This window comes from Neobacillus niacini, assembly GCF_030817595.1.
Taxonomy (GTDB): domain Bacteria; phylum Bacillota; class Bacilli; order Bacillales; family Cytobacillaceae; genus Neobacillus; species Neobacillus niacini_G.
This window is the reverse complement of the sequence record NZ_JAUSZN010000001.1, coordinates 708,471-727,526: the sequence shown is the minus strand read 5'-3', so window position 1 is coordinate 727,526 and position 19,056 is coordinate 708,471. Positions and strand designations below refer to the sequence as shown.

19 protein-coding genes and 1 pseudogene are annotated in these 19,056 nt (G+C 37.0%); 3 read left to right on the top strand and 17 right to left on the bottom strand.

The features are described 5' to 3' along the window. Window positions 1-110: 110 nt before the first annotated feature. Window positions 111-1,070, bottom strand: coding sequence for a hypothetical protein (locus QFZ31_RS03640; RefSeq protein WP_307311355.1), 960 nt, complete (start codon window positions 1,068-1,070; stop codon window positions 111-113). Between the two features lie 1,201 nt (window positions 1,071-2,271). On the opposite strand from QFZ31_RS03640, the pseudogene QFZ31_RS03635 reads away from it, so the two are divergent. Next, a pseudogene (locus QFZ31_RS03635) lies at window positions 2,272-3,224 on the top strand (collagen-like protein); the annotation flags it as partial. Between the two features lie 313 nt (window positions 3,225-3,537). Here the strand turns inward: QFZ31_RS03635 and QFZ31_RS03630 are convergent. The 7 genes from QFZ31_RS03630 to QFZ31_RS03600 all read right to left on the bottom strand — a co-directional run bounded on the left by QFZ31_RS03630 (window position 3,538) and on the right by QFZ31_RS03600 (window position 8,300). Further along, window positions 3,538-3,675: a ribosomal-processing cysteine protease Prp gene (locus tag QFZ31_RS03630; RefSeq protein WP_307311353.1), complete on the bottom strand. Its 138-nt coding sequence runs from the start codon at window positions 3,673-3,675 to the stop codon at window positions 3,538-3,540. Window positions 3,676-3,712: 37 nt separating this feature from the next. Beyond that, window positions 3,713-3,934, bottom strand: a complete 222-nt coding sequence (locus QFZ31_RS03625; protein WP_307300973.1) for a hypothetical protein — start codon at window positions 3,932-3,934, stop codon at window positions 3,713-3,715. 44 nt (window positions 3,935-3,978) lie between these two features. Further along, entirely contained in the window at window positions 3,979-5,106 is a 1,128-nt protein-coding gene (locus QFZ31_RS03620; RefSeq protein WP_307300971.1) for an NtaA/DmoA family FMN-dependent monooxygenase, read from the bottom strand. A 33-nt stretch (window positions 5,107-5,139) separates the two neighbouring features. After that, window positions 5,140-6,114 (bottom strand): LLM class flavin-dependent oxidoreductase, encoded by a 975-nt coding sequence (locus QFZ31_RS03615; RefSeq protein WP_307311350.1) that lies wholly within the window; start codon window positions 6,112-6,114, stop codon window positions 5,140-5,142. Window positions 6,115-6,190: 76 nt separating this feature from the next. Continuing rightward, complete coding sequence (locus QFZ31_RS03610) at window positions 6,191-6,319, bottom strand: hypothetical protein (RefSeq protein WP_307300969.1); 129 nt, start codon at window positions 6,317-6,319, stop codon at window positions 6,191-6,193. 17 nt (window positions 6,320-6,336) lie between these two features. Further along, window positions 6,337-7,680 carry an NtaA/DmoA family FMN-dependent monooxygenase gene (locus tag QFZ31_RS03605; RefSeq protein ID WP_307300967.1) on the bottom strand — a complete coding sequence of 448 codons (1,344 nt, stop codon included), beginning with the start codon at window positions 7,678-7,680 and terminating at the stop codon, window positions 6,337-6,339. 194 nt (window positions 7,681-7,874) lie between these two features. Then, a complete protein-coding gene (locus QFZ31_RS03600) occupies window positions 7,875-8,300 on the bottom strand; it encodes a MarR family winged helix-turn-helix transcriptional regulator (RefSeq protein WP_307300965.1) in 426 nt (141 codons plus the stop codon). Window positions 8,301-8,640: 340 nt separating this feature from the next. Between QFZ31_RS03600 and QFZ31_RS03595 the strand changes: the two genes are divergently transcribed. Continuing rightward, window positions 8,641-9,000, top strand: a complete 360-nt coding sequence (locus tag QFZ31_RS03595; protein ID WP_307300963.1) for a winged helix-turn-helix transcriptional regulator — start codon at window positions 8,641-8,643, stop codon at window positions 8,998-9,000. A 224-nt stretch (window positions 9,001-9,224) separates the two neighbouring features. Here QFZ31_RS03595 and QFZ31_RS03590 read toward each other — a convergent pair whose 3' ends face one another. From QFZ31_RS03590 to QFZ31_RS03580, 3 genes are all read right to left on the bottom strand, one after another. After that, window positions 9,225-9,527 (bottom strand): YunC family protein, encoded by a 303-nt coding sequence (locus QFZ31_RS03590; RefSeq protein WP_307300961.1) that lies wholly within the window; start codon window positions 9,525-9,527, stop codon window positions 9,225-9,227. A 548-nt stretch (window positions 9,528-10,075) separates the two neighbouring features. Next, window positions 10,076-11,848 carry a group II intron reverse transcriptase/maturase gene (gene ltrA / locus QFZ31_RS03585; RefSeq protein ID WP_307311348.1) on the bottom strand — a complete coding sequence of 591 codons (1,773 nt, stop codon included), beginning with the start codon at window positions 11,846-11,848 and terminating at the stop codon, window positions 10,076-10,078. A 900-nt stretch (window positions 11,849-12,748) separates the two neighbouring features. Next, the gene (locus QFZ31_RS03580) at window positions 12,749-13,228 is read right to left on the bottom strand and encodes a hypothetical protein (RefSeq protein WP_307300960.1); all 480 of its coding nucleotides are present in this window, start codon (window positions 13,226-13,228) and stop codon (window positions 12,749-12,751) included. A 233-nt stretch (window positions 13,229-13,461) separates the two neighbouring features. Here QFZ31_RS03580 and QFZ31_RS03575 point away from each other — a divergent pair, with 233 nt between their 5' ends. Further along, window positions 13,462-13,674, top strand: a complete 213-nt coding sequence (locus tag QFZ31_RS03575; RefSeq protein ID WP_307300958.1) for a hypothetical protein — start codon at window positions 13,462-13,464, stop codon at window positions 13,672-13,674. A gap of 237 nt (window positions 13,675-13,911) precedes the next feature. Here the strand turns inward: QFZ31_RS03575 and QFZ31_RS03570 are convergent, their stop codons facing one another. The 6 genes from QFZ31_RS03570 to QFZ31_RS03545 all read right to left on the bottom strand — a co-directional run bounded on the left by QFZ31_RS03570 (window position 13,912) and on the right by QFZ31_RS03545 (window position 19,054). Beyond that, window positions 13,912-14,901, bottom strand: a complete 990-nt coding sequence (locus tag QFZ31_RS03570; protein ID WP_307300957.1) for a DUF4179 domain-containing protein — start codon at window positions 14,899-14,901, stop codon at window positions 13,912-13,914. A gap of 5 nt (window positions 14,902-14,906) precedes the next feature. Then, the gene (locus QFZ31_RS03565) at window positions 14,907-15,437 is read right to left on the bottom strand and encodes a sigma-70 family RNA polymerase sigma factor (RefSeq protein ID WP_307300955.1); all 531 of its coding nucleotides are present in this window, start codon (window positions 15,435-15,437) and stop codon (window positions 14,907-14,909) included. A gap of 533 nt (window positions 15,438-15,970) precedes the next feature. Then, on the bottom strand, window positions 15,971-16,447 hold the full coding sequence (locus QFZ31_RS03560) for a hypothetical protein (RefSeq protein ID WP_307300953.1): 477 nt from the start codon (window positions 16,445-16,447) through the stop codon (window positions 15,971-15,973). 86 nt (window positions 16,448-16,533) lie between these two features. Then, window positions 16,534-16,911, bottom strand: coding sequence for a RidA family protein (locus QFZ31_RS03555; protein ID WP_307311345.1), 378 nt, complete (start codon window positions 16,909-16,911; stop codon window positions 16,534-16,536). An 80-nt stretch (window positions 16,912-16,991) separates the two neighbouring features. Further along, window positions 16,992-17,648 (bottom strand): carboxymuconolactone decarboxylase family protein, encoded by a 657-nt coding sequence (locus QFZ31_RS03550; protein ID WP_307300952.1) that lies wholly within the window; start codon window positions 17,646-17,648, stop codon window positions 16,992-16,994. 29 nt (window positions 17,649-17,677) lie between these two features. Then, a complete protein-coding gene (locus QFZ31_RS03545; RefSeq protein ID WP_307300950.1) occupies window positions 17,678-19,054 on the bottom strand; it encodes an APC family permease in 1,377 nt (458 codons plus the stop codon). Window positions 19,055-19,056: the final 2 nt, after the last annotated feature.

The following is a 19,056-nucleotide window of genomic DNA, read 5'->3' as shown; positions in this document are numbered from 1 at the left end:
TCTTCAACTCTTGCACCCGATAGTTGAACAAGGGTATTAAGGCCACCAAATTGGGGGCCTTTTCATTTAATTTATTTTCTTTTTATAAATATAATTCAATATTAGGAACATTAATTCATTCTAGAACTCAGCATTGCTCTCTGGCGGTCGTGCAGTACCATCAGGATAATTATTCCCATCATCACTCCCAAGATGCTACCTAACTCGGTGGCTAGTACATATACAAGCGGGTACTCTAGAGCTGGTTGTGCATCGGGGCGAGTGGCGGACAAGCGGTTAAAGAGGTTATAAGAGAACAGCATTCCCGAAGAGATCCATGCTGCTGCCATAGGAGGGAAGAACCTCTTCGACCTGCGGCGGGTGGTCAGTACCAATAAACCCCACGCCCCCGCGAAGGCCCACACACCGGTACTCAACGACAATAGATGCCACCATAAATCGCGTTTATCCAACATAGCTGGGTTGATACCAATAGTTCCACCAACCGCCCAGAATAGCTTAATAAATCCGAGCAGGATACAGCCAGCCGCGACAAGCCTAGCTAAGGTAATTTGCAGTTTCTGGCTGTTGCCTGGGAGTAATTCAATGTCAATTGGATCAGCAAATGCCTCTGGCCAACGCGCTTTAGCGTATCCAGCTAAGGCGAAAGGTAGGCAGATGCCGACTCCAACCAGTGAGACCATTACGAAAATCTGCTCATATACCCAAACGTTGGCAGCTCCTGCCTGCTGATCGCGTATCATAGCAGCAGGACCAAGCACAGGTGCCAGCAACAGCATAGGTATAAGTAAACCAGTACCTACCCAGACGGGCAAGGCAACCAACCAGGCGGGCAGTCGCTCACCCCATGTCATGCTAAAGGCCAATGCTAACAGGATACCAACTGCAGCTAGAACCATTGTTACTGCGTTTGCAGTGCGCCAACTTGGTTCACCCATTTGTTCGGTCGGCATGTAGAGACCGAAAGTCCAGGCGATTTTGATTAACAGATAAGGCATTACCGCTATAGCGGCACCATAACCCCAAAATCTACGCTTCTTCAGCAAATGTGAAATTGGTAGCTTTTTCATTACTCTCAAGAGGTCACCTCGTTTCCCCAATTACTCTCACCATCAATACCATAAAAACTGATCTGCTCTCTTTAATTTTAACATAATATTCCAACTAGAAATCCCTTATTCTAAAAAATTGACAAAAGAAGATCGCTTCATTGACGACCTTTTGTGTCAATTCTTGTTAAACTAACCTGCCAGTTATTTTAATAAGAAAAAGCATTACCGTTGTTCCAGTAATGCTACCCGTTAGTTGAAGAAGGGGGATCTTGTCAACATAAGCAATGTTATAGGTAATTAAAAAAGGGATCTTCGACTGGAAGACTACTAGATTTGAAGCAAATAAGGTTCTAGCTGTGAAGTTAACGTTAACTGAAAAACAATAATGAATCGCAATCTTATCGACTGCACAAACATTTACGGTTATAACAATTTTTTTAAACTAGATTACTTGTCTATACGAAAATATACTCACATTCATATAATAGAAGACATCATTAGAAAAGAGATGATATATACTATGGCTATTTCTCCTTTTCAAAGGCTTGTAAGTAATATAGGGGATGTATTTCTTGGTGCTGATAGGGATCAAGCTGCGATGAATGCAGCAAATAATACAGGTGATCATCCAGATGCTGTTGCCCGCCGTATTAATCCTCCTACCTGGCCTTCTTTACAAAAATTTGATAATGATACAACAGCACAACCTTTTTCCCCTTTTGGGTCTGTTCCGAACCCTGAGTATATTTGGAATCAGCCTACATCAGATGGTCAAACAGAAGCTTTTGCTATTGCTTCTGAGCAGTTTATAGTCCCTGCCGGTTTAACTTCATCATTTAGTGTTTTTTTAGATGCGTTTGCTGACAATGCTATGGAAGCAAAAATTGAACTTTTTGAAGAAATTGGAGGTAGTTTTGTAAAAGTAGCTCCTCAACCGTCTGGGTTAGGTGAGTTTTTGTTGATAGCAGGTGAACCAAATAATCCGGCAGTCGGATTAACAATCAATAATCCTCCTTTTGATTTTCAGGACATTCGCATGTATTCTACTAGTTTTACTACTCCTGATAATTTACCATCTGTCTCTAGAACGTTCAAAATCGTTGTGTCATTTGAGGCAACCAATTACCTGCAACAACCTATTTATTCTTCCAATCCATCCAGTGTGAATAATCCAGCTGGTTTACAATTTGTTATCGATATCTATTTTGCGGAAGGGTGCTGTATCGAACCTCCACCAATAGCAACTCAAATTGTTTATGTAAATAAAGCTGGTAATGATTCGACAGCAGACGGTAGTGAATGTAACCCATTCTTCACTGTCACTGCAGCAATGGCATCTATCGCTGATGCTTCTCCAACAAAACGGTATGCTATTAGTATTGGACCTGGTAACTATACTGAACCATTAATCCATTTGAAGGCAAACGTCCAATTGGTTGGAACAAGTACCTTATTAACCAGATTATCTATTCCTTTCGATATTAATGATCCATCATGGTTTGAATCAGGTTTTCAAAACGATAATCGTTCTGGATTTGTCGATTTGACATTATTAAGTGCTCCTCTTGATTTTAACTTTGTAACAGCTAGTAGTTTTAGTGGCAAACTGTTCTTTGTTAGTGTTAATATGACCCCTACTCCAACCTTTACTGCTTTAACCACTTCTGTTAATCAGGTCAATATCCGTGATTCGATGTTATCTGGTGGTTACACTCAAAATGGAATTAACATGGTGATGTTTGCTTCATTTGTCTCAAGTGGGAATATTACAATTAATTCACAGGCTGCTACAGATACTCAAGTGAATCTAATAGGTGGAGGAATAAATGGAAATGTTATCATTAATGTCCAATCTGGTCATATCCCTATTGATCCTTTAAATTTGACAGTTTTGCTATTACCGAGAATATTTTTAATCCCTTCCCTAATTCAGGTAGATTAATTGTAAATGGTGTTAATGATGTAGCAACAAGAGTCAGAGCGACAGTTGATTCAATACCTATAAGATCTCGTGTAACCTTAGTTGGGACTGGAACATCTCTAGTAAGAGTAGATGATGCTTTTGGGTTAGCATATACACCATCGAATCCTGCAGATTGGTCATTAGGTCCTCCTCCAACAACAGTCCAAGAAGCTTTAGATAGAATTGCCTCAAAAATTGCCCCTGTTTAATTCGATTCCCTCGGTTCATTCTTACAGTCCTTTTCCACCCGAGGGTTTTACTAATTTCCAAATTCCCCCTAAACTATCCTGCTCGTTAGTTCAGTAAAAAAGTCCGCCTAGATTGGCAGCGTGATCTTTAAGTAATGCACCCTTTACTTTAAGTACATTCTTTCACAAAGTTATAAAAATTGATTTAGTTTAAATCGCAGTATCGTTGTACTGTATGGCAAAAGATCACTCGATGTAGCAATAATGCGCCGATATTAACATAAAAACAGAAGCTCTCCTTTTTTAAAAGAAAGGTCCTAATTGTATAGTTGCTTTATTCACAAATAAATAATGATGTTACAGCCGATACACCAGCACAAACAATGTCCTTGCCATGCACGTCATAATTCGCATGACCCTGAGATCGGTAAGACATGATTTTATCGTCAGAAATGCTTCTAGTAATTTCCACTTTAACCAATTCGCTGTACCTCCCTTCCAAACGGCAATTATCCTATATTGCCATTCATAAAGTACCAGCGATCACCTCTATTATGAAGGTTCCCTTTTTTCTTCAGGTTCCTTAATTGTTTAAAAATAGAAGCTTGCGAATTCGTTTCTTCCGTTACTAATAAATTGTTTGTTTTTGAATCCAAACAAGAAACAATCTTATTTGCGCTTATTCCTGGGTGTTCTTTTATACAAGTGAGGATAATGTCCTCAATTTTCATTGGTCACACCCCTCCTCTGTTTAATCAAAGTATAATCTTCTTAATCAGATAGAATATCTATTTTTTGGATAAGGTAAACCTAAATTCCCACGTAAAGTGTTGGATTCATATTCTTTACGGAAAATTCCTCTTTCTTGTAAGATTGGAACAACTAAATCAATAAAGTCATCAAATCCTGAAGGGTGCTCCTGTCTTATCATCAATAGATCCATCGCCCCTGCCTCGTACCAGTGTTGAATTTGATCTGCTACTTTTTCTGCCGAACCAAAAAATTTCGGCTTTGGTATACGGTAAATCGGCATCAGCGCTTGAAGTTCCTGGAATTTTTCTTCAGCTTCTTTTTCTGTGTGCCCTACAATTGGATTATGTGAAATCATGAGTAGGAAATTATCAAACGAACGCCCTTCCAACTCCACTCTCCTCTTTAACTCTTGACTAGAAGCTTTTGCATCATCTAAATTATCCGCCGGGAGAAATACACCATCGGCATGCTTTGAGGCAATATTCATGAAATCCGAAGAACTGCCGGCTTGAAAAATTACCGGTCTTCCTTGTCTGGAACGGCTAATATTTAAAGGTCCATCTACTGAAAAATAGTTTCCTCTATAATTTAGAGCATGCATTTTTCGATGATCATAGAATACTCCACTTTCTTTATCTCGTATAAAAGCGTCATCCTCATAGGAGTCCCAAAGACCTTCGACAATTTCTAAAAATTCTTTTTTCATTGGATACAAGTCTGCCTTGGAAAGATGAGTGCGACTATAATTTGCTAATCCTCCTGGATTCGAAGTAACGGCATTCCATCCTGCCCGTCCATTACTGATTTTATCAAGAGAAGCCATCTGTCGGGCAACAGTGAATGGATCCGCATAGGAAGTTGCAATTGTTGCAGTAAGCCCAATAGAATGAGTCACCATGCTTAAGGCAGATAGAATACTTACACCTTCAAACATACTGAGATAATGAGGAATCATCCCTGGACCAATATGGCTAACATCAACTAAAAAGATCATGTCAAACTTTCCTTCTTCTAATCTTTTAGCTTTTTGCACATAGTAATCGATGTTCTCACTGGCATTAGCTGGCATATCTGGGTGATGCCACCCCATGTAATTCCAGCCTACTCCATCTATAATCCCACCAATTTTAAGTTGTTTTTTCTCTTTCATTCATTTCGCCTTCTTTCATTCTATTCTGGTTAGCTATTTAGAACTAAGATTAAATTCTTCCGCCAGTAACTGATATCCCTTTAGCCGGCTTGCTTGGTCAGGATAAAAATCCGCGATCATAATTTCATCTACTAAAGCTTCATTTGCCATTCGCTTTAACTTATCAGCAACATTGGCTGCACTTCCAATAACAAAACGATCTTTATTATATTGCCGGGCTGCCTCTTCCTGTGGTTTATAAACATACTTACCGGCTTCTTCTAGTGTTGGAAATGAAAAATTACTCGAACCTGTTGCCATTCCTGCCCACATTAATTCCAAGGGTCCTGCCAAATATTTTGCCTCTTCCTCTGTTTCTGCTGTAATAACTCCAATAGCTAACATGCTTTTTGGCTCTTTCATATAAATGGATGGATTGAAATTTTCACGATAGAAACGAAGCATTGGAATCGCTAATCTAGGTGCTAAGTGGGACGCGAACACAAAACCAAGTCCTTTATCCATAGCGAACTGCACCCCGCCCTGACTGGAACCTAACATATACATATCAGGTACTATTGATTCATTCCCTGGAACTATTATCTTCTTGAAAGGGTGGTGAGCTGGGAAATTTCGTGAAAAAAACGAAAGTAATTGATTTAATTGTTCTGGAAAGTCATTTGCATTAATTGACTCTTGTGAACGTTGTAAGGCTAATGCAGTTAATCCATCTGTTCCCGACGCTCTTCCTATCCCAAGGTCCACCCTACCAGGATACAATGCTTCAAGTAATGTAAAGTTTTCGGCTACTTTCAGAGGACTATGGTTAGGTAACATAATCCCACCTGAACCTACACGAATATTTTTGGTATGTGAGGCTGCGTGTAGACTTAACAAATCGGGAGATGTACTGATTTGGCTAGGAGTATTATGATGTTCCGTGAACCAGTATCTCTTATAACCTAATCTATCAGCTAGTTGAACCGTCTCTGTTGAATTTTTTAAACTTTGAATAGTTACTACCAGCATATACATGTACAAAATCTAGTATTGATAACTGTAGATCATTATAAAGTTCATTTTTAACCATTAAATAAAACTCCTTTTAATCAATGATAGAAACCACCTGCAAAAGGCTGATAGATGAAGTTTGAATAGCAGCCTTAAAATCCGGTTGATTTGTAAAAGAACGAATGGACGAATGATTATAAAGTAATTCAAGGGTATTATTCATTTGAAACCTCTCCTCTTTTAATTACTGTTATCATTCAGCCTTCCGTATTGATAAGGGACCCCCATATTCTCACGCAGTGTTTTTCCTTCATATTCTTTGTGGAACAAACCGCGTTCCTGTAAGATTGGGACAACTAGTTCCACAAAATCAGAAACCCCATCATGGGCTATATCCGGAACAACCGAGAAGCCATCGCATGCACCATTCAAAAACCATTCTTCCAAGAAGTCAGCAACCTGTACGGGGGTACCTGCCACTACTGGATGATAGTTAATGACCCCATGGGCAAGAACATCTCGAATGGATAGCCCTTGTTTCAGCAGTTTTAAAGCTCTGGGGGAACGTGGATCCACTGGGTTAGCATATGCCTTTTTCAACATGTCAGCTGATAAAGGTTGATCAATATCTACTGAGTGCACCGATAGTGGTAAGCCAACCATGGAACCAAGGTAACTTACTCTTCCTGGTATCTCTTCAGGATTAAAACTCATAAGCTGTCTTCGCCGCTCTAAAGCTTCTTCTTCAGTTGAGCCTAGGGAAAACATAAAACCTGCATACATCTTAATGTCATCAGGATTTCTGCCAAAACGGGCAGCACTTTGTCGAACCGCTTGCCTATGTTCACGAGCAGATTCGATATCATAAGGATTTGCATAGACACCAGATGCGTACATACCCGCCAATTCCAATCCTTCATTTCCTCCGCCTGCTTGAAAAATAACTGGCTGACCTTGCTCAGAAGGTGGGATTGGCAAAGGACCACGAGATGAATAATACTGTCCACCAAGATTTATAGGCTTAATTTTGTCCATGTCGGCAAATTTTCCACCTTCTACATCTAACGTCCAAGCGTCTTGTCCCCAACTCCCCCACAATGCTTGGACAATTTGGATGGATTCATGAGCCATGTTATATCGTTCTTTGCGACTGCCAATCTGAGCACCAAAATTTGCTGCCGCTGCTGGATTTGATGTGGTGACCGCATTCCACCCTACACGTCCATGACTTATCACATCCAGTGCTTTGAACTGGCGTGCTATGTTATATGGATAATTGAATGTCGTTGAAAGGGTAGCAACAAGCCCAATATATTTCGTTTCTCTGGCTACAGCCATTAGTGCTAACATAGGATCCATAGGGAACATAGGAGTCTGAGGACCTAAGTCATTGTATAATCCAGGAGTATCAGCGATAAAGATCATTTGAAATTTTCCTTTTTCAGCTAATTTAGCTCGCTCCACATAACTATCCATATTTGTGTAGGCTGCTGGGTCGGTGCCAGGCATTCTCCAGGCGCTGAATTCGGCTCCGTATCCCGAAACCATTTGTAGTGCTAGTTGCATCTTTTTTCCTTTTTTCATGTATCTCTTCTCCTTATATTTAAATGGCTCCAAGTATCAAACGAGCCGTAGTATATTACAGTAGATTTGAAAGTAAGAAAATATTAGCTTGCTAACTAATTTAGTGGATTTCATTACCTTTTTTCCATATAGAACTATTCATATTTAGTTGCTAAACAAATAGATAGCATGCTAACTATCAACATAGAGAAAACTTAAAACAAGTTTCTCTCCATGCGCTTCATTAGTTCTCTTAATATTAAGAGTTCTTCCGGTGAGATTGAATGGAGTAATTTTGCTTGCTGCTGTTTCCATATAATATCAACTGGTTCCTCTAATTTTTTGCCTTTGTCTGTTAGATAAATTCGCATTACCCTTGCATCTTGTTCATCACGTTTTCGATATATGAATCCACTTTGCTCCAACGATTTAACCATATTTGTTACCGTAGGCGGTTCGCATTTTAAATGGTCACATAGTTGTATTTGTGTTATTCCATCACCTAACCACAAACGAGCGAGTAATCTATCCTGACCTACATGAAGATTAAGTTCTCTTAGATTTTCACTATAGTCTCTGCGCATTTTGGATGATATTTTATCTAATGACTCACGAATATCGCATCCAACATTATCGTTCATAGATATGCCTCCACTACCGAAATTTACTTAGCAAGCTAACTATATCACTGTTAAAATTTAGTTGTCCATCTAATCTAACAGACCTATTCTCATTTTATAAGGCTGAATTTATCTAGAACTGACGACAAAAGGATGAATCCAAGAATTAAGTGGATCCATGCATTCACATCAACTGAAATTTCCGGATTCTATATATTACACCGTTTGCCTATCAATTTGTTGTATTCAGTAATTTTGTAACATACACTAGAATAAATCCAATTCTCATTTTTTTAAAGAGGGCAATAAAAATTGCCGTAGTACATTATTTTGTACTTAGCAGTAGAAAGCAGGTGAAAAAGTGTCTAGAATATGTAAGGATGGGTTTGATAAAGAGTCTATAAAGAAACAAAGAGAAGTATATGGTATCGCCTATACCCAAAACATACTTTCCGGACGTTGGAAATATCTTATTCTTTGGTATTTAAAGTCCACAGAGCGTCGTTATAGCGAAATCAAAGCTTTTTTAGGTGATATTTCACAAGGTTCTCTTACAAAGCAACTTCGAGAACTAGAAACAGATGGCTTAATTAACCGAAAGGTTTATCCAGAGGTACCTCCTCGTGTTGAATATTCATTAACCTCAAAAGGGGAAGAATTCATTCCTATTATCGATTTGATGGAAGAATTCGGGAAGAAATTTGGTGAGCAAGTAGACTAATAAAAGTAAGTAAAACGAATATTTCCCCAATATCCAAAAACCTAATCTAAGGTTGAAAGTCAGTTCTTATGGAGTTGCCAAAACATAAAAAGATCGCCTCACACATAGCCATGTTAGGCTAGGTTTGAGGCAACTTTTTTTTAGAACATTCCTTGGATTTTGATGTTCGACCTCTAAATCAAAAAGATTGGGGAGAAAAAATCCTCCTCTCAGTAATCAAAATTTTAAATCATTTTAAGCAATGCATCTTTACCTATTATTCCTTTGTTTATTCCTAATTTTTCTGCTTCATATGTTACGGATTCTAATGGCGCGTTTAAGAGTTGATCAATCGTTTTAACCCCAACTGCTCGTGCTGCAATTATTTTTCGATCGGCTAGTTTATCATTTAAAAATTTAACATCTAAAGCTCCGCACATAATATACCCCTTATTATTGGATATAGACAACAGAGTGGTTTTAGGAAGTTTAACAGTAACCGCCAAAAAGGTATGCCCACTTATATCAATTGGAGAAAGCTCAATCAAGTTCCCACGCTCCTTAACCGTGTTGAATATTTTTGTTACACATACAGAATAAAATCATTTCTCATCTATTGGAAGAGAGCAATAAAAATTGGTGTAGTACATTTTTTTGTACTTAATAGCAAAAAGCAGGTGAAAAGATGGCTAGGATGACAAATCGATACCGGACATCTGAAGAAGCTCAACCCATAAAACCTACCCCTACTCGGTGCCCACGGCAAACTTTGTGACTTCCAATACAAACTGGGTGATAAATCCGGCAATCTAGTGGAACGAGAGGATAGTTTACCGGACCCCACGGGTCGCAAGCTGTATAGATATCCCAGTGGCAAAAACATTGTACATGATTGCGCTCCATCGTGGTCAGTTTAATCGAATCTCAATTAATATTGTGAAGGATTGCACTTAATACAGATAGGTAAGGGTTTGACGTTATCGCTCCCTTTTCCCCCTGTTCACACCGTACGTGAGACTTTCACCTCATACGGCGTTCCAACTAATCCAATTTATTCGTTCTATGTATTAAGCAGACGAGTGCTGTTTTTCCAAAATTAAATTATTTCATTTAGACATTTTAATCGTAACTTATTTACTTTTTCTTTCTGTTTACTTGTAAGCTTTAAAGATTGTAAAAGAGTTTCAATTTTACCTTTATCTTTAAGATGAATTAATTGATGAATTGCTTTATGAACAATAATCAGGTTTGAATAACTATCATCTTTCGACAGGTAATAAGGACTTATATGATGACAATGCCATTCATTAATTCCTAACTCTTCTACTAATATGGCACATTTTCCATATTGGGCAATAAACTTACTGATTCTGTTGTCATTGTATTCAATAGTTCGATTTGGAATGTAGTTTCTCATGATGTAAGAAAGCATGCTTTTGTCGATAGCCTTTAAGCTATTATGAATCTTTGCTCTACCTTCGGCAGTAAAGTTACATATCACTTGCGAGAACCCAAGTGTCTTTTTCCATCGTTGTGCATGGATGGGGACAAAAACCATTTTTTGTATCATAAACAGTTTTGTCTTATATCCCTTGTATCTTTTCTGTAAGGTTTTAGTCATCTCATGGAAACTTGCCTCGGTTCTAATGTTCCTTAATTGATTATATAACGTTTTGCGTAGATGAGCGTTTAACTCATTCAGATTGATAGTGATGTTTGTAGCGACTGAGTAATAGTTTTGGATTCCCATGACGACAGTATTGAAATTCCAGACTGCCTGAATGCTAGGCTTTTTCTTGATTACTTTTATAGCTTCCTTAATCTTTTGGAAGGCGTTTAGTTTAGCCTTCTTCGACATATCGGACCTTGCCACATAGCCAAATCTTGTTTTTCCTTTTCTAACAGCTTTTATTGAAAAGCCAAGAAACTCGGAAGAGTTTTTCTTTAGGTTGATGATTTTTGATTTCTCTTCGCTTGTTTCCAGGTGTATTCTATTTTTCAAGAAATCTCTCACTGCGTAATTCATTCTTATCGCCTGTGACCTTGTTCTGCACATAATTTTAAAATCGTCCGCATAGCGGACGATAAAGCACTCTTTCAAAGCTGTCTTCTTCAAATGCTGATACTTACTGCCATTGGTGGAGTAGGTATATCTGCTTTCAAACGTTTCCCACTGGTCGCTAATCCACCAGTCCAATTCGTTTAAGACAATGTTGGATAATAAAGGTGATAGAATACCCCCTTGCGGAGTACCTTTTGTTGGAATACCTTCTCCTTCAATCTCTGCTTTTAATAGTCTAGATATAATAGAAAGAAGTAATTTATCCCTTATGCCCAATGACCACATTTGTTTTAAAAGCTTACTATGATTCACGTTATCAAAGAAGCCTTTGATATCTACATCGACACAATGGTAGAGTCCAGATTGATTAATAAGAAATTCCAGCCTAGCTTTGGCATGATGAGTGCTGCGGTTCGGTCTAAATCCATAACTATGTTTATGGAATTTTGCTTCACAAATAGGCTCTAATATTTGAAGTATGCATTGTTGAAAGATTCTATCCCAAATCGTTGGAATACCTAAAGGTCTTGTTTTACCGTATCCTTTAGGAATGAGAACACGCCTAACTGATTGTGGTCTGTACCATTTGAACATGGTTTGAACCCTTGCTATTACATCTTCCACTGTTAGATGCTGAATATCTTTGATTGTTAATTTATCTGTTCCAGCAGTTTTGCTACCTGTGTTTCTTTTTATGTTTCGGTAGGCAAGTCGTATATTATCTTTAGAACTCATTAAATCTGTTAAGTCATAGAAGCGATGACCACTGACACTTTGAAAATATAGTTTGTCAAAACAATCTTGCATACTATAATATTCACTGTGTCTCAGTTTCTTCCGTTTCAATAAGTTGGTGACTCCTTTCGGAGTTAAACCTCTTTTAGTCTCACAAGAACCTTATTAATCGATAAAGAACTGCCTTACTTGGTTGAATAAATCTATATTAGTCTAGTGGCTATCCTCCATGTGGGTTAAACATTTCATTGGTACTATGCCACCACTTTCACTGATATTAAGGCAAGTTATACAATAACTATTATCATTATTGTTTTCCTTGCCAACGTTTCATAAGAAGTAAGTCCTCCACGTTACCAGTTTACAACGTTGAATTATATCTATTATAGAATGAACTTAGGTGCTTCCTTTAAGCCTGTTAGCATTCATACGCCCGCAACGTATCATGGATTTTCATATTAGTTATTTTTACTCACCCACATCTAACCTCACAATTTGGTGATATACACATTTCTATGTATCGCAGTTTTAGACCCGTACATTCAGAAGTTTGTCAGCTTAACCATTACTTTTAGGTTTATTCGCATTCTCACCATATTCAAACAACTCAAGCGCCATGAATTACACCACTCCATCGAGTAGGCTTTCGTCAGCCGAACTGGTACGGTAATTTCTCACGCCTTTTCGCCGAGCTTATAACACTATCATTCTTACTAAATCCAGTGTTATTCGACTAAGAGAGAACCCTTCAGGGCGTTACCCCATCTTTTGATCCTTCGATATAATCCTTCAGTTCCGACAGGAACTGTCTGACCTTTACCTGAGTATTGTGACCAATCCCAATTTAAGTCAGAAACATTTCGCACAACTAAACTGCTTCGTTAGTTTAACAAGTAAAAAAGCCGCCGAAGCAGCTGATGATCTTAAACTATTGCACCCGTTAGTTGAAGAACTGAAAAATTTAAATGCTAATTAAAAATCTGATTGGGGTTTATTTACCTTCATAATAGATTTTTCCACTATATACTGATACCCATAAATAATAATTGCTAGTGACACACATATAAAATACCAAATAGTATGATTCAACTTTTTAAATTTAAATACCCCTACCTTTTCCCATATTTGACCAAACGGATAAGCACAAATAGCATCTATTACCATATTTGTAATTAAATATTTGAAAAAATTGCCGTATGTTAGTTTAAATACCCATAGTGTGGCTACAAAATAAGGACCTAATATATATGTAAAATCTACAAAACCGGGAGATATAGGATTTTTATTTACCCACCATTTTTTCTTATTAGCAATTACACTTAACACACTTATGAATAAATTAACAAAACTTGCTACAGGTAAAAACCTAAAAAATGATTTTTTCCCCATGAAAGGAACAGTTAGCCAAGGAACGATTAACATCGCTAAAGCAAATGTCTTTTTATTACCCATATATATCAACTTCCTTCTGAATGTTTTTTATAACATTCCTCTAACTAAATCTTATTATTATTTTTTCTTGTTAAACTATCCTGCCCGTTAAGTCAACAAGATTAAAGCAGTATTGACAAACGTATCTGTAATAAAATAACAAATTTATGAATCTGGCGAAAAACTCTTTTCAATTTCAGTTTTAATTGATATTATTCCTATTAGAACAGTAGGAATAGTAAGTGTTTTCAAAAATGTCTTTGTATGAAAAATTACCAAGTGATTTTTTGATTCAATTTTATTATGAAGTGAAGAAAATGATTTCAAAAGGATTAGTTTCTAAAAACATGTACTATGAATTAGGACTAATAATTGCAGCTGCATCAAAAAGAGGGATACTATTGGATAAACCAAAGGATTTTGAACAACACATTGTCCACGAATTATTAATGGAATTAAGTAACTAGAGTTCCGCCGTGATTGAATAAATAGTTCATCGTAAAGGTCTTCCATTAAACAAACAAAAAAGCCACTGATAAAAATCAGTGGCTTTCTTCAACTAAAGCCCCCCGTTAGTTCCATAATGTTACTGGTGCAATTAAGGACCGTCAAATGACGACCCCTTATTTACTCAAGCCCGTATTTAGGAGTAATTGTAAAAAAACGTTCCTCATATTACAAAAATTATTCCTGTACCCGCCAATTTAATTAATAGGAATAGGGTTGCTTAATAGTTTATTTTCAGAATTTCGAGCTATTAAGAAAATTTTTGTATCCGTTATAGTTAATCCGTTAAAGCGTATAACCGATACATTACCCGACTTATTTGATGTAAAAGCTGACATATGGGATTCTTTTTGTTTACCATCTTCAGTTTGGATATTAAAGTAAATATTCTCACTTGAGCTTTGTGATAAATCGTAATAGATCGTTGTTGAAATAGGGGTAGTTACCACCTTTTCAATAGTAACAAGTTCTCCGTTATTTAAAGTAATGGTTTGATCCATTTCATATACTTTTTTCTCTGCTAGTAAATTAGCCTGAGACACTTTAACGTCAAATTTCCACGGCTGTTTAATTATTTGTTCATCTTCTAAATGGTATCTCATTGAATCATAACTAATTTCAATATTTACTTCATCACTTGTAATCTCTTCACTAAAATTAATATCATTATAAATTGTAAACATAGATTCATTCAATTCGATAGATTGACCTCCTGTTGTAACCTCGTACTCTCGTCCATTCACTTTAATCGTTGGTTTGATAAAAGTTTGATAATCAAACTTTACCCCATCTGCTGGCTCAAATGTAGCACTTAAAAATAGTTTTTGGTGGTCTATCATTACTTCATTTAATGTTAATTTTCCAATTGAATTTTCTTTCATTTCTCCAATTGTCGTCTTATAAGAAGAATAATCGGGAATATCAATTTCGTTTATATATTTTTCAATAGGCTCACTAACAAAGGGCATATTTGCTATTGTTCCTTTATCAATTGTTAATGCTAAACTTAGGGCGCAAGCTGCAACAACGGCAGCACCTATACCTAACCATTTTTGTTTTTGTTTTCTTGGATGAATCTTGGTTTGAACATTCTTTAAAATACGTTTTTGTTCAGACTCTGAAAGTGGAAGTTCATCAAATTCACTTATATCTAACCTTACATCATTCAATGCTTTAAAAATTGACATCTCCATTACACCTCATTTTTCAATAAAATGGTTTTCAATTTCTTTCTGCCCCTTGAAAGCTTATTATGCACCCAGGATTCCTTTGCTTGAAATTCATTCGCAATTTCTTTACTTGGAACACCTTCAACATAATATTTTTCAAAGATTGTGCGTTCGGTATCGGTAAGTTCCTTTAACAAACTGGATATTTCGAGTGTCTTTGAACTTGGTTGACCAGAAATTCTTTCATCAAACTCATACTTACTCATATGCTGCTTTAATTTAACGGATTTACGCATATAATCAATTGAACGGTATCTGGCAATAGCAGCGATCCATTGATTAAATTCATTTTTTGATGGATCAAATGAATCAATATGGAACCAGATAGAAACTAATACATCTCCAAAGCATTCCTCCATATCTTGTTGATTTCCGTTTAGATGTCTTCGAATAATCGCATTGAGCAGACCACCGTATGTCTTTATAAGGTAGGGTAAAGTTTTTTCATTTTTTAACTTTATTTGTTGAACAACATTTTCGTCAGTAACCCTCAATTTTCAACCTCTCCTCCATTTGTTATTCGGTACCTACCTATTAATACGTCTGTTATTACAAAATCCTATCAAGAAATAAAAAAACCGATAGAAAAAGTTCTATCGATGGTAGTCATTTCTAAGATTCTGTTAAAAAATTGACCGCCTCTTTGACGATCCTTTTTTAATCTAACGCACCCATTAGTTTAAGTGAAGTTATTCACAAAGTTCACATTAAATGGGCTTATTTATCTTAAATTACTAAATAGTGCCTCCAACCCAAATGGGCGAGGGACTATTTGTAATTACCTATTCACTGTTCTACGTTACGATTAAGGGATAATTTTGTTATTTCTCTGTTTTTTTACTACCTTAATCAAAATAATCACGATGGAAACAATTACTATATCTTGTACGCTTTTGAAAAAGCATTAATCATATCACTTGAGCTTTTTCTCTTATAAGGAAGCAAGTGATCACCACTTTGCTTCCATACAATGTTGTCCATTTGTAAATGGTATTTAAAATTGCCATTATGTTAGGGGCAACAATCACTAATATAAGAACAATACATCTTGCCATTTTACTTTTTCTACTTTCACAGAAGTAGTGAAATCATCTAATTCCTTTAACCAATCATCATTATTCATAGCAGGCTTGGAAGGATCTCTCACACCCCTTCTTGTATAGAACATAACATAAATGGCGGAAATGACTAAGTAAATAAGAAATATAATGGTCCTGCCACCGTAGCCTGAATAAAGTGGTACCCCGTTAGAGAACATCTGACCAATTAACGCTTCGCCTGTTGGGACAACTGAACGGGCTAAAAACAGTAGTAAAAAGGTGACTGCCAAGGCACTTATAGGATCTAATCTCAACTTCTTTGTCAAGATCACACCTAGTATGACAAAGACAATCATCATATCCCCACCTATGAAGAAACCTATCAAACTCATCAGTGAAAACAAACCTAGAACAAGCATATTAGTACCAGCTTTTTCAAAGCTATGGATTAAATAGTTAATCACATTTTGAGAAACAATCTTAAATAAGTGTCACTACCCACATTTTGCCGAATTCCTTGTGATTATTTAGGGCATGACAGGCACTGTTATTATTTGAATGCAATAACCTCAATTTCAATGAGGACGTCTTTTGGAAGACGGCTGATCTCTACGGTAGAACGAGCAGGGCGATGGTCTCCCAAATGCTTCCCATACTCCTCATTGACAACGGCAAATTGGTTCATGTCTTTTAGAAAAATAGTTGTTTTTACTATGTTATTGACTGAAAGTTGTTGGCTTTCTAAAATAGCCTTTATATTCTTCATCACTTGGTTCGTTTGAACTTCTATATCATTTTCCACTACTTCATTTGTTTTAGGGTCAACAGGAATTTGCCCAGAAAGGAATAATAAATTTCCTGCTTCAACTGCTTGAGAATATGGTCCAATCGCTTTTGGGGCCTTTTCTGTGAAAATTGTTTGCATGATGTTCTTTCCTCCATCTCAATTTCTTCTATTTATCCTCTGATTTCGCCGCAAGAACCGTCCCCGCGGCTAAACCTCTAAACTTAAAAATCGTAAGCATTTAGTGCATTGACGCTGTGTGCTAGGGCTGAGCCGGCTTTTAGGGCGGTGGCTACGAATATGGCTTCTGCCAGCTCTTCGCGTGGAACCCCTAATTTCTTTAAATTCTTTGTATGGACTTCAATGCAATATGGGCAGCCGGTTACATGGGCGACCGCAATGGCGATTAATTCTTTCTCTTTTCTGCTTAATAGTCCTGGCTTCAGTGCTTCTCTATCAAATTGATTAAATGCAGAAAATGCTTCGGGACTTAATTCATTAAAATCCATAAATCGGGCCATATTGGTTTTGGTATACAAATCGTCTTGATTGTCCCCATCAAATGCTTGCAAAGCGTTCAGCCCATGGGCCATGGCAGATCCCGCCTTTAAAGCGGTGGCCACCATAATGGCTTCAAACATTTCTTCTTTTGAGGCTTCTAATCTTTTTGCGGCCGAAACATGAGCGTCAATACAATAGGCGCAGCCAGTTACATGGGCAACGGCCACAGCAATTAGTTCCTTCGTTTTTCTAGGAATAAGCCCGTCCGCAAGCGCTAATTTATCAAATTCTGCAAAAGCTTTAAATGTATCCGGAGCAAGCTTTGCTAATTCTTGCAATCTCCGAATATTTGATTTTTGATATAAACTATTCTGTGTCATTACATTCCCTCCAATATGGTACTGTATATTTAACTTTCTTCGTAACTTATTTCCATTTGGACTTTACCAGAATTGTATCTCCAAACTGCAAATAAGGTAGCAAGAATAAGTAGTATAATGTTTCCAATTATTAAGGTTGTGTTTAAACTTGGTACTATTAAGTAAACTTGAAAAGCAGATGTTAATGTGGCTAAAATACTAATTGTCCATAGAGTAGCTTTTGATGTCCGATATTTTGACTTTTCCCATAAATCAGGAACCACCTTTGGCAATCTAACAGTGGCCATTGCAAGAAAAAGGTTTAAAATGTTACCTAAGATAAGGGCGAAATTTGCAATTCCGCCTATATTCCAGCCCGTAATAATCGGGACTAAACCTAAAACAAAAAAGATGGTTAACAAAATATGCGGAGTCTTATATTTTTCATTTATGGCTCCTAATTTTTGTGGCAGCCAACCGTCAACACTAGCTTGAAGAACTGGTTTTGTTACCCATCCTAATGTTGCATTTAGGGTTGTTGCCAATGCAAACATGGCACCACCAACAATAAAGAATACATATAACGGATAAGGTAAAATTTCTAAGGCTACAACAGTTAAAGGTTGATTTGCAACTTCCGTTATTGGCATTACACCGGCAGCAACTGTGGCCATAAGGGCATAGAACAATGCAACTAAGACAGTTGAAACAATCAATACAAATGGGATATCCTTTGTTGGATTTTTCGCTTCTGCACCAAAGTTCATAACAGAAACAGCTCCAGATGTTGCATAAGTCAACAATGTAGCAGCTGAAAACAATCCAATAAGCCCTCCTGGCATGAAATCTGAACCTGAAAAATAGCCAGGCTTAATCTGCGGCATTCCGAATACAACGAATACGGTTAACGCTAAAGCCATAGTAATAACCAAAAAATGTTGTACTTTAGCTGCTTCCTTTACACCAAATAAATTTGCTAAATAAAAAATGGTTAGAACTGTAATAGCGATTAATTTTGAATTTAATCCAGGAACAAGTGCTAAGAAATAATCAGCAAAGGATAAGGCATACATGGCTATAGAAAGATTAGCTACTATATAGATAATGGTGTAAAATCCAGCAAATCTATTTCCAACAAGAAGTGCTGCTTGTGTATATAATCCACCCCTCAATCGAACCGTTCCACTAATTAAAATCTGTGTAAAAGCAATAATAATAACAAATAATGCAGCAATCATAAACGCAATGTTTACTGACTTACCAGTAATACCGATAGCTACTCCAGCCAATGCAAAAATCCCAGCTCCAATAATTTGTCCAACCGCAATGGACATTAAATCTCCTCTGCCTAAAACTCTTTTTAGATCTTTGGTTGAATTTTTGTGTTCTTCTATCGGAGCATGTACTACAATTTGCTTTTCTTCCATAT